Below are 11,460 nucleotides of genomic sequence, written 5' to 3' on the forward strand. Positions count from 1 at the left end.
TGCGGATCTCGCAGCCGAGGGATTCGACCCGCGGTTCACCGAGGCCGATCTGGAGTCTTACCGAACGGCTGGACCCGGATCGGACGTTGTTCTCGCGGAACAGGATCGGATCGATCGCTCCGACCACCTGATTCTTGTCTTTCCCGTGTACTGGTGGTCCATGCCGGCGTTGCTGAAAGGCTGGATCGACCGCGTGTTCATCAACGGCTGGGCCTTCGACTACACACCGGGCAGCAGCTTCGACCGAAAACTCGACCGACTGACAGTGCACCTCGTACCGATCGCCGGCGACGACGCCGGCAGTTTCGAGCGGCACGGCTACGACAGTGCCCTTCGTACGCAGATCGAACATGGAATCATCGAATACTGCGGCGCAACAGTCGGTTCGACGACGTTTCTTCACGAATCGGATACCCGACCGACCGAGGGAATCGGTGCCGAGGTGCGCCGAGTGGTCGACGGTGTCGTCGCACACGTCACGGCAGGCGCATCGGTCGTTCACGCCTGACGCAGCGCAGACGAGTTGCATGCCTCACGCACCCGGCTCCGCGTCGATACGGAAGCTCGCGGCCTCGAGAGCGAGCCTGCGCACTTCGACGAGCGCCCGCTCGGTGATGACGGTTCCGACGAGCATCGTTTCGACGGCTGCCGTGCGATCAGGCATGGCACGGGCATATTCGACCTCAGCCTGTGCCGTACGTGCGACGACGTCTGCGACGTCGTCGAAGAACGCGACATCGATCGGAAACCCGAAGCGACGCAGTGTCGCAACGAGTTCCGCCAACCGGTGCGGCGCCGGGGCGTCGGGCTGAATTCGCCACCCCCTGGCCTCGAGCCACGCCTGCACCTCGACGTATGCGGCCGCTACGTCGTCGGGCGCGTCATGAGCGGTCAGCTCGTCGAGACCGTGCATCACGGCGCCGAAAGCGTCATGCATCGGCGTCGACTCGTCATCCACCGCAGCCAGCGTGACCCGCACCCTGGCGATCGAGAGGCCGCCGACGTCGATGAGTGAGCGAATGAGCCCCAGCCGCCGCACATGCAGTTCGCCATAGTCGGCCTGATTGGCTGCGGTCTGCTCACCAACGGGAAGAAGCCCCTCGCGCAAGTAGTACTTGATCGATGCGACGGACACTCCACTGCGCGCACTCAGTTCCGAAACCTTCACCGGGCAACCCTTGACTTCACGAACGGATACTAGCACTATCCATAATAGATAGACCCACTATCCGTAGGCGGGACTACTGAGGCCGCCAGTGAAGGGACGCGCTATGACTGCAGTACAGAACGGCCGGTACACCGCGCACATGGACAGCGACTTCGTGGTTTTCATCATCGGAATGCGCATCAACAAGCTGTGGAAGATCCACAAGTGGATCGGCCCGTTCATCGCGATGCCGCGGATGCTTCGGCAGCTACAGGCACAGCCCGACAGGGGGCTACTGGGTACGCGCATGGCGGTGGGCGGGCGCACCGTCACGATCGTTCAATACTGGAGGAGCTTCGATCACCTCGAGGCGTTCGCCAAGAATACGAACGATCCGCACCTGCCTGCATGGAAAGCGTTCAACAACAAGGTCGGAACGAGTGGCGACGTCGGTGTCTACCACGAGACCTTCACAGTCGGCGTCGGCATGTTCGAGTCGATCTACTCGAACATGCCGGTGATGGGTCTCGCTGCGGCCGGTACTTCGGTGGCTGTGGGCAAACGCAGCGACACTGCCAGAGCTCGGATCGCGCGCGGCTGATTTTCGGCGCTTGCCCGAATCAGCCTCGTGCCATGTCGACGAACCTGGACAGGTGCAGCTGGTGCGCCACCGTGATCGTCGCTGTGGGCCCGTTACGGTGCTTACCGAGAATCAGGTCGGCCTCACCACCACGCGGGTCGTCACGCTCGATGGCATCGGGACGGTGCAGCAGAATTACCATGTCGGCGTCCTGCTCCAGCGAACCGGACTCGCGAAGGTCGGACACCATCGGCTTCTTGTCGGTTCGCTGCTCCGGACCACGGTTGAGCTGACAGACGGCGACCACCGGGCATTCGAGTTCTTTGGCGAGCAGCTTGAGCTGACGGGAGAAGTCCGACACCTCCTGCTGTCGTGACTCGACCTTCTTGCCCGACGACATCAGCTGAAGATAGTCCACCACAATGAGTTTCAGTCCGTTGCGCTGCTTCAGTCGCCGTGCCTTGGCTCGAATCTCCATCATCGTCAGGTTCGGCGAGTCGTCGACGAACAGCGGAGCCTCGCTGATCTCGCTCATTCGACGGGCAAGGCGCGTCCAGTCGTCGTCCGTCATCTTTCCCGAACGCATGTCGCCCAACTTGATCTTCGCCTCTGCCGACAACAGGCGCATGACGATCTCGGTGCGGCTCATTTCCAGCGAGAAAATGACGCTGGGCATGCCGTGCTTGATGGAGCACGAGCGCATGAAGTCCATACTTAAAGTACTTTTGCCCACACCCGGCCTCGCCGCGACGATGATCATCTGACCGGGGTGCAGACCGTTGGTGATTTCGTCGAGTTCGGCGAATCCGGTGGGCACGCCGAGGGAGATGCCGCCGCGACTGGCGATGGAGTCGATTTCGTCCATCGTGGGCTGCAGGAGTTCTTCGAGGGGCAGGAAGTCCTCGGAGGTGCGTCGTTCGGTGACCTCGTAGACCTCTGCCTGTGCGCGGTCGACGACCTCGGCGACGTCCTGGCCGTCCGAGCCTGCGTAACCGAACTGCACGATGCGGGTACCGGCCTGCACGAGCCGACGCAAGATGGACTTCTCGGCGACGATCTCCGCGTAGTAGCCGGCGTTGGCTGCCGTGGGCACGGTCTGCGTCAGGGTGATCAGGTACGGCGGCCCGCCGACTCGCTTCAGATCACCGCGTCGGTCCAGCTCGGCCGACACCGTCACCGGGTCTGCGGGCTCACCGCGGCTGTAGAGGTCCAGAATGGCGTCGTACACGCTTTGGTGCGCCGGACGATAGAAGTCACCCGGACGGAGAACTTCGAGCACATCCGCGATGGCATCTTTGCTCAGCAGCATGCCGCCCAGGACGGACTGTTCGGCGGCCATGTCCTGTGGTGGCTGACGGCCGAAGTCTTCGCCGGGTGCCTCCCGGGGTGGGGGGCTGGAGGAGTACTCCGACTGTTCTCGATCGTCCACAACTGCCACGCGAACTCGACCGTCCTTCCCCGTCGGAATCGCAGCCGCTTTTCATCGCGGCCACGTACAGAAACAAGTTGTACCCCTGGCATACGACACCCCGTGAATGCCGAGTGCCACCGCCGCCGTCGGCACCGCGATCGGCCCACGAAGACACGCTGGAGGGACGTTAGGGGTTCTGGTCTCGAGTCACAACACGGCTTGTGGATGAACCTGTGGAGCAATTGTGGACAGTGCAGAAGAACCGTGTTGACCATCTGGGGATAACCTGGGTATAACTTTTCCGAAATGGGTCGTATCCCCATTTCGGAGGGTGTACATAAAGTTTTTCTCCTGTGCATGAATGAACTCGCGGCGTGTCGCCCGAGTTGACAACTCGGGCGTGTTGAGCAACCAGAAGATGAACTCAGCGCGTGAATCACGTCACAGTGGCTGGGAACACTCACAAAACCGTGCGCGCAGATCGTTCTGTGCCGGGCAGTCCGTTTTCACACCCGATTCCGTGCCCGTACTTCTGGGGTCTGGACACACGGCCGACCCGTCGATCACGCCCTGAAACGCACCGAACCCGCGCAGTGCAGATGCACCGCGCGGGTTCGTCGCCATCCGGCGGCCTACACGGTTTCGGGCTCCGCGTCCGCCGTGTCCAGAATCGTCACGCTCTTCGTGTCGATCTGCAGCACCCGGGCCGACGGGATGTCGAAGAACAATCCGGTGATGCGCAGCTTGCCGTCCGCGGCGGCACGCCCGGCCACCCGATGCCGGGTCAGTGTCTGCAACTGCACCGCCACGTTGACCATCGCCAGTTGGTCGCCTTCGGAGAACCCGAGTTCGGCGGCACTGCGGCCGACAGGGTGCCCGCTGCGGAGAGCGTCGAGGCTCGCCACACCGTGCTGCAACCATTCGGCGACAGTGGCATCGCCGGAGTTCTCGGGCCCAGCCATGACGGCCTTCATAGCGCCACAACCCGAGTGGCCGCACACCACGACCGAACTCGTACCGAGAACATCGATGCCGTACGCCAGTGCAGCCTCGACGGACGTGTCCTGGCCTTGTGGTGGAACCAAATTGCCCATGTTGCGGACCGTGAACAGGTCGCCAGGACCACTGTTGGTTATCGTGTTGGGCATGACGCGCGAGTCGACGCAGCAGAGGAAGAACGTGTCCGGATCTTGAAACTCCGTCAGGTCCTGCAGATGCGGTTTGATGTGTTCCGCGTGAATGCGGTGGTATTCCGCAACTCCGGAGAGCACGGGACGCAACGCCGGGGGGTTGCTGTCGCCACCGCTGTCGTTCTTCAGCTGCCAGGCGGACCACGGCGCGAGAGATCCGCGCACCGCGGCCATGCCACGTTTCGGCGGACCCTCGGTTGCGGCGGCAAGTGATGCCGAACCGTTCTCTTCGATGACGACGGTGCCGCCTCCGAGTTCGTACTGTCGAACCCACTCGTGAAGGTGTTCGTGCACAGCATGATCGAGGAAATCGACGGCGAGTTCCATGTGCACCTTGCGCCCCGCAGGCACCGTTGTCAGCACTCGCGTCAAGCGCGGCAACGACAGGAAGCTCAGCGAGCCCCGCATGTGCACGCGCCACGTGCCGTCCACCGTCTCGTCGGCGTGCACGTGCGCCCAGACCACTCTCCTGAGAACCAGGAAGACAGCGAGTGCCAAGCCGATCAACACTCCCTCGAGCAGGTTGAGCGCCACGACACCGACGACGGTGACGGCGTACACGGCAATGTCACCGGTCTTGCTGGCAATCTTGATGTCTGCCAACTTGATCAGCTGCACACCGATCATGACCAACAGGCCGGCGAGCGCTGCGAACGGCACCAGCTCCACCACAGAGATGAACAGCACCGAGAAGATCAGCACCCAGATGCCATGCAGGATCGCAGAAGCGCGAGACTTGGCTCCCGCCTTCACATTGGTGGCGCTGCGCACGATGACACCGGTGATCGGTAGTCCGCCTGCCGCACCCGACACCACGTTGGCTGCGCCCTGGCCCATGAGCTCTCGATCGAAATTGGTGCGTGGTCCGGAGTGCATCTTGTCGATCGCCACTGCGGACAGCAGACTCTCGACACTGGCGATCAGGGCGATCGTCAGAACACCGGTGGCAATTCCAGCCCACTGCCCGTCCGGAAGCACCGGAAGGCTGAGAGCCTCGATCAGGTTGCCGGGCAGATCGATTCGTTCGACGTCCAAGCCCAGACCGACGGACAGCGCGGTGGCCACGACGACCGCAACGAGGGCCGCGGGCACTTTGGACGCCATACCGGGCAGGCGAGGCCACAGCAGCATCAGCGCAATGACGACGCCGCCGACGAGAATCGACGGCCACTGGCCGTCGGCGATCGAGGTGGGGATTGCCAGCAGGTTCTCCACTGCGGAACTTTCGGACTCACCGCCGAGCAGGACGTGAATCTGCTGCAGTGCGATGGTGACACCGATACCAGCCAGCATGGCGTGCACGACCACGGGTGATATCGCCAGCGCGTGCCTGGCGATCTTGCTCATGCCCAACAGGATCTGAACGGCCCCGGCGCAGACCGTGATGAAACACGTTACTGCCCAACCGAATTGGTTTACCAGCTCGGCTACCACGACGGTCAGACCCGCCGCGGGACCGCTGACCTGCAGCGCCGACCCTCCGAGCGCGCCGGCCAGTATTCCGCCGATGACAGCGGCGATGAGACCGGCCATGATGGGCGCACCGGACGCGACGGCGATGCCGATCGAAAGTGGTACTGCCACAAGAAAAACTACGAGAGAAGCTGGAACATCGAATTTGAGGATGCTCCCGATCCGAGACGTGGACTCGGAGTTCGTTGGTGTCGATTCGCTATCGGGTGAATCGTTGTCGACTGTCGCTGTCACGGCAGGTCCTCCGGGGGTCTAGGCATCTGATCGGTCGGTACATCTCCGGTTCGTTATGTCGTCCCCAAATAGAAGGGTACTTAAAGTAACTCCGGTCCGCCCCGCATGAGATCTCCTTCACAATCGAAACCCGTTGTGACAGGCCAAAACTGTGATATGCCACGAAAAAAGCCCCACGAAACAGTGTTCGTGGGGCTTTTCTCGACCTCGGTGGGCCGAAAGCTGAATCAGCTTCCGACAACCTCCAGCTTGAATTTCGCGGTCACATCGGGGTGCAGGTTCACGACGACGTCGTGCTTGCCCGTTGCCTTGATGTGAGCCTTCGGCAGATCGATGCTGCGCTTGTCGACGACCGGTCCGCCTGCAGCCTTGAGGGCAGCAGCGACGTCCGAGACGGTGACCGAGCCGAACAGCTTGCCCGAATCGCCGGCGGTCTTGACCGACAGCGTGACGGACTCGAGTCCTTCGATGGCCTGCTTGAGCTCGTTGGCGTGCTCGAGGCCGCGAACGGCCCGAGCTTCCTGAGCGCGGCGAATGCCTTCGACCTGCTTCTGCGCACCGCGGGTGGCCTGAATGGCCAATCCACGGGGCAGCAGGAAGTTACGGCCGTATCCGTCCTTGACCTCCACGGTGTCGCCAGGCGCACCGAGGTTGTCGACATCAGCGGTGAGGATGAGCTTCATATGTCTTCGCCCCTTTCTTATCGTGCCGTTGCGGCGTAAGGAAGCAGAGCTACCTCACGCGAGTTCTTCACGGCAACGGCCACGTCACGCTGATGCTGGACGCAGTTGCCGGTGACTCGACGCGCGCGGATCTTGCCGCGGTCGCTGACGTACTTACGCAGCAGCGTCGTGTCCTTGTAATCGATCTGCGTGTTCTTTTCCTTGCAGAAGGAACACGCCTTCTTCTTGAGCACCTTGTCGCGCAATGGCGGTTTGGGCATGGTCGTATCTCCGTTACATCTGGTTGTTCTCGATCGCAAGAGGATCTAGAACGGAGGCTCGTCGTCCCCACCACGTGATCCGCCGAAGGAGCCGGACGCCGCAGGAGCACTGCCCCACGGATCGTCTCCACCGGAATTGGATCCCGCGTTCGAGGCCGGGCGGCCACCGCCCGATCCGCCGGAGGAACCTGAGCCGGAAGAACCGCCGAAGCCGCCTCCGCCACCACCTCCGCCGCGATTGGCCTTGTTGACCTTCGCGGTGGCGTAGCGCAGGGATGGCCCGATCTCGTCGACTTCGAGTTCGACGACAGTCCGCTTTTCGCCTTCACGCGTTTCGTACGAACGCTGCCTGAGCCGCCCGGTGACGACTACTCGTGCACCGCGGGTCAAGCTCTCGGCCACGTTCTCCGCAGCTTCGCGCCAGATGTTGCAGCGCATAAAAAGTGCGTCTCCGTCTTTCCATTCATTGGACTGACGGTCGAACGTGCGCGGAGTGGAGGCAACGGTGAAGTTGGCCACGGCCGCGCCGGCCGGGGTGAAGCGAAGTTCTGGATCTGCCGTCAAGTTCCCGACGACGGTGATGACGGTCTCGCCTGCCATGGTTCCTCTTTCAGTAGAGAAGTCTTTGTTGATGCCAGCCTAGAGGCGAGCAACGACAATTACTTGCCCTGTCGCAGGACCTTCGTGCGCAGTACGGACTCGTTGAGTCCGAGCTGACGATCGAGCTCACTGACGGTGGCGGGCTCGGCGTTGATGTTCACAACGGCGTAGATGCCCTCGGCGTGCTTGAGAATCTCGTAGGCCAGACGACGCTTGCCCCAGACGTCGACCTTGTCGACGCTGCCGCCGTCCTTGCGAACGACGTTGAGGAACGTGTCGAGAGACGGAGCGACGGTGCGCTCGTCCAGGTTGGGGTCGAGAATGACCATCAATTCGTAATGACGCATAAGACCTCATCACCTCCTGTGGACTAGTGAAAACGGCCACGGACTATCCGTGGCAGGAGGGTCGTTGCGTCAGCAACCCTTGGAGGGTACACGGCCTGGCCCTGACCTGGGAAATCGGAGATCCGGCCCCGATGCGCCCCTCGGTGCGGTGTGACCACCGGAGCGACGAGGGGTCTGCGCGCCCTAGGCTGGCGGCATGCGCTCAGGTGGACGGCCCTCTCGTGGGCTTCGATCGTACGGAGCCGGCGCGTCCGTCACCACCATGACCGCTGTCGTTGCGTTGTGCGCGTTCACACTGGTGCTCGGGTATCTCAACAAGGCTCGCTGCGCCGTTGCTCCTTTTGCCGACAACGGCCGGTCGACGATGTTCGACACGGTCAAGGACAGCTGGGTCTGCTACTCCGACATTCAGTTCCTGTGGCTCGGGCGCGACATCGACAACCACGTGTTCCCGTACATCGACGGCGCGATCACCTCGAGCGGCATCTTGACCGGGGGCACCGTCGAGTACCCGGTTCTCAGTGGCCTGTTGATGTGGTTCGGCGCCATCCCAGCGCACACCGACGCCGAATTCCTGCTGTCGTCGGCGCTGCTGCTCGCGCCGTTCGGCTTGGTGACGGCGTGGATGCTGGGCCGCCTGGCCGGTAAAGCGGCCCTGCTGTGGTCGGTCGGACCTCCGCTGGTGCTGTACGCATTCCACAATTGGGAACTGCCGGTGGTGGCGACGGCGGTGGGAGCGGTGTTCGTCATGTACTCGCGAATGGGGTTGCGCACCAAGGGCGTCGTCGCAGCCGTGCTGCTCGCCGTCGGTTTCTGCCTCAAGCTGTACCCGGGCGCGTTCGTGCTTCCGCTCGCCGCGCACGTCGCGTACGGGGGCGCGCAGGGCCGCTCGGTGGCACCCGGGCGCAAGTTGGACGTGCGCGGCGGCGTTGGCGTTCTGGCGGCCGCTACCGCGACGGTCGTTGCGATCAACCTGCCGTTCGCCGTACTCGGCTTCGAAGGTTGGCGGGCGTCTTTCGCTTTCCAGACACTGCGTCAGGCCGACATCACGACCAACTCGATCTGGTACTGGGGGATGCGGCAGTTCTACGTCCGGCAGTTCTACGTCACCGACGCGACGACCCCCGACGGGTACGAGCAGGCCGAGGCCGCGTTCCAGAACACCGTCGACGTGCTCTCGCCGCTGCTGGTGTTCGTGGCGTTCGCGGTCGCGCTGTGGCTGGGCGTGCGTCGCGTCGCCGTCGACGGCGTCTATCCGTGGGTGGCCGTCAGTGGATCGATGCTGTGCGGCTTCCTTCTTTTCCACAAGGTGCACTCGCCGCAGTACACCCTGTGGCTGATCCCCTTCTTCGTACTACTGCGCGTGCCGTGGCCATTCGTCGCCGCATACCTCGTGGCGGATCTGTCGATGGGTATCGGTGTCTTTCGGTACTTCGCAGCGCTGGCCCAGGGTGCCGACGCATCCACGGCGGAAGTATTCGTGGAGATCGGCGTGTGGGGGCGTGCTGCGCTCCTGCTGGTGTTCTTCTTCGTGTTCGCCCGCTCGGGGCTCCGAACCGACCGGGTGCGCAACGAGATCTCGTCGAGACGGGGGGCCCGGCAACCGTCCGCGGCACCGGCGTCGCAGTGAAAATGCGCTGGTAGACGCTCCGAACGTAACAAACCGACCCTGCCGTTCGACTGTCGGTAGGGCAACGTAGATTGCCCTTCGCAGCCGCACGAGACAAACCGCCTCTCGGCGCAGCGACGAGTAGACACGGGGGAGGCGATGGCAGAGCACAACGCCGCGCCACGCAGGATCGGCTTGGTAGAAGATCACGAGTCAGTCGCCGTGGGCCTGCGAGCAATACTTGCCGACGAGGCGGCCCTCGAACTGGTCGCCGTCGCGGCAACGGTCGACGAGCTGTTGGCAGAACGCCACCATCTCGATCTGGTTGTCCTGGACCTGCGATTGGGCGACGGTTCGTCACCTCGGTCGAACGTCGAGAAACTGCACTCCATCGGGGTTCAAGTACTCGTCTACACCGGCGCCGAGAATCCGTTCCTTGTCAGATCCGCAGCACGGGCCGGAGTGCTCGGTGTGGTCCGCAAGTCGGAGCCCGCAGCGGCGATCGTCTCCGCGATCCGTCGCGCAGCTGCCGGCGATCAGGTTGTCACCACCGATTGGGCGGCCGCCATCGACGGCGATCCGCACCTGCCGGATGTCGGTCTGAGCCCGCGCCAGCGTGAAGTGCTCGCGCTGTACGCGTCGGGCGAAAAGGCCGGCCGGGTCGCGCGGCTCGCGGGATTGTCGGAGCAGACCGTCAACGACTACCTGGTACGCATCAGAAACAAGTACGCCGAAGCGGGCCGTCCGGCGCCGACCAAAACCGACCTCTACAAACGAGCGGTGGAGGACGGGTGGCTCCCGATGCCCGAACTGCCGCCGCAGCCCTGACGGTGCCCGATTCGCGGGTGTCGGCCCTCGGACGCCTGACGCGCTTCATCACTCGGTTCGTCAGCGCGGGCGCCGCAGCGTACCTCGTTCTGCTCGTTCCTCAGATCGTGAATCAGCAGGACAGCCTTCAGAGTTGGTACACCCCGGTGTTCGTCGTGGCGATCTTCGTTCCGGCGCTGTCACTGTGGTTCGTGTCGTTCCGGTACCCGGTGTTCTGGATACGACGAGTCGTCACCATCATGGCGGTCGGCTACCTGGCGGCGCAGATCTCGTGGATTCCGGCGTTCGACGGACCGAAGCTCGACGTGTCCGCCAGCGCGTGGGTGTCCTCGTTTCCCGGCCTGATGTCGCTGGCGACCGCCATCGCCTGGCGTCCGGTCTTCGTGACCGTCTACCTGTTGGTGGTCGCTCCGCTCGGCCAGGTGATCAACTATTACTCGCGTATCGACCACGGGCACGTTCCCCTGGTGTCGGACATCGTGTTCGGCATCATGTTCTGCGGAATCTTCACGCTGACAGTCGGATTGGTACTGCGGACCGGCCGCGTTCTCGACCGTACCCGCGTGGTCGCCGAAGAACAGGCCGCCTCGTCGGCAGCCTCCGATGCCCGTTCCGTCGAACGGGAGCGGTTCGACGCCCTCATTCACGACGACGTCATGTCGACGCTTCTCGCGGCCGCACGCAGTGGGAACGATCCCGCGCTCGCCCGGCAGGCCGAGGCTGCACTCGACAGGCTCGAGAGTCTCCGAAGCGGTTCTGGCGACGCAGAACCGATGACACCCACCAGTTTCGGAGCCTATCTACGGTCGGCGCTGACGAGGATCGACGAGAACATCGCCGTCGACGTCAGCATGCCCGACCGACCAGCCGCTCACGAGCCTGACCTGCCCTCCGTCTCGATGGACGCCGCGCGCGCACTCACTGCCGCCGCAGCAGAAGCGTTGCGCAACAGCGTCAGGCATGCCGGCGATGCCGCACGGGGCGTGCGTGCCTCGATTCGGCCGTCCGCCGCTCACGTGATGGTGTCCGACGACGGCCCTGGCTTCGATCCGACCCGGGTTCCGCCGCACCGCCTCGGAATCTCGGTCAGCATCACGG

Annotated in this window: 12 protein-coding genes; 5 read left to right on the forward strand and 7 right to left on the reverse strand. The window is 63.4% G+C overall.

Features of this window, described 5'->3' with window-relative positions; translation table 11 throughout:
* On the forward strand, positions 1–508 hold a 508-nt coding region (locus WBQ44_RS18415), incomplete at its 5' end, for an NAD(P)H-dependent oxidoreductase (protein WP_495568116.1).
* A gap of 24 nt (positions 509–532) precedes the next feature.
* On the opposite strand, the gene WBQ44_RS18420 is transcribed toward WBQ44_RS18415, so the two are convergent.
* Positions 533–1,168, reverse strand: a complete 636-nt coding sequence (locus WBQ44_RS18420; RefSeq protein ID WP_495568117.1) for a MerR family transcriptional regulator — start codon at positions 1,166–1,168, stop codon at positions 533–535.
* A gap of 103 nt (positions 1,169–1,271) precedes the next feature.
* On the opposite strand from WBQ44_RS18420, the gene WBQ44_RS18425 reads away from it, so the two are divergent.
* Positions 1,272–1,748: a DUF4188 domain-containing protein gene (locus WBQ44_RS18425; RefSeq protein ID WP_495568118.1), complete on the forward strand. Its 477-nt coding sequence runs from the start codon at positions 1,272–1,274 to the stop codon at positions 1,746–1,748.
* 19 nt (positions 1,749–1,767) lie between these two features.
* Here WBQ44_RS18425 and dnaB read toward each other — a convergent pair whose 3' ends face one another.
* The 6 genes from dnaB to rpsF form a co-directional block, all read right to left on the reverse strand.
* Positions 1,768–3,165: a replicative DNA helicase gene (gene dnaB / locus WBQ44_RS18430; protein ID WP_495568119.1), complete on the reverse strand. Its 1,398-nt coding sequence runs from the start codon at positions 3,163–3,165 to the stop codon at positions 1,768–1,770.
* Between the two features lie 605 nt (positions 3,166–3,770).
* The gene (locus WBQ44_RS18435; protein WP_495568120.1) at positions 3,771–6,035 is read right to left on the reverse strand and encodes a SulP family inorganic anion transporter; all 2,265 of its coding nucleotides are present in this window, start codon (positions 6,033–6,035) and stop codon (positions 3,771–3,773) included.
* 227 nt (positions 6,036–6,262) lie between these two features.
* Positions 6,263–6,718, reverse strand: coding sequence for a 50S ribosomal protein L9 (gene rplI, locus WBQ44_RS18440; protein ID WP_495568121.1), 456 nt, complete (start codon positions 6,716–6,718; stop codon positions 6,263–6,265).
* Between the two features lie 17 nt (positions 6,719–6,735).
* On the reverse strand, positions 6,736–6,978 hold the full coding sequence (gene rpsR, locus WBQ44_RS18445) for a 30S ribosomal protein S18 (RefSeq protein ID WP_019665161.1): 243 nt from the start codon (positions 6,976–6,978) through the stop codon (positions 6,736–6,738).
* Positions 6,979–7,023: 45 nt separating this feature from the next.
* A complete protein-coding gene (locus tag WBQ44_RS18450; RefSeq protein ID WP_495568122.1) occupies positions 7,024–7,578 on the reverse strand; it encodes a single-stranded DNA-binding protein in 555 nt (184 codons plus the stop codon).
* A 59-nt stretch (positions 7,579–7,637) separates the two neighbouring features.
* Complete coding sequence (gene rpsF, locus WBQ44_RS18455; RefSeq protein WP_121111211.1) at positions 7,638–7,925, reverse strand: 30S ribosomal protein S6; 288 nt, start codon at positions 7,923–7,925, stop codon at positions 7,638–7,640.
* A 262-nt stretch (positions 7,926–8,187) separates the two neighbouring features.
* Here rpsF and WBQ44_RS18460 point away from each other — a divergent pair, with 262 nt between their 5' ends.
* The 3 genes from WBQ44_RS18460 to WBQ44_RS18470 all read left to right on the forward strand — a co-directional run.
* On the forward strand, positions 8,188–9,555 hold the full coding sequence (locus WBQ44_RS18460) for a hypothetical protein (protein WP_495568123.1): 1,368 nt from the start codon (positions 8,188–8,190) through the stop codon (positions 9,553–9,555).
* A gap of 138 nt (positions 9,556–9,693) precedes the next feature.
* Positions 9,694–10,362, forward strand: coding sequence for a helix-turn-helix transcriptional regulator (locus tag WBQ44_RS18465; RefSeq protein ID WP_495568124.1), 669 nt, complete (start codon positions 9,694–9,696; stop codon positions 10,360–10,362).
* Positions 10,326–11,460: sensor histidine kinase (locus tag WBQ44_RS18470; RefSeq protein ID WP_495568125.1), on the forward strand; the 1,135-nt coding region annotated here is incomplete at its 3' end. The genes WBQ44_RS18465 and WBQ44_RS18470, both read left to right, overlap by 37 nt.

This window comes from Rhodococcus sp. (in: high G+C Gram-positive bacteria), from assembly GCF_049591685.1.
In the GTDB taxonomy this organism is placed as follows: domain Bacteria; phylum Actinomycetota; class Actinomycetes; order Mycobacteriales; family Mycobacteriaceae; genus Rhodococcoides.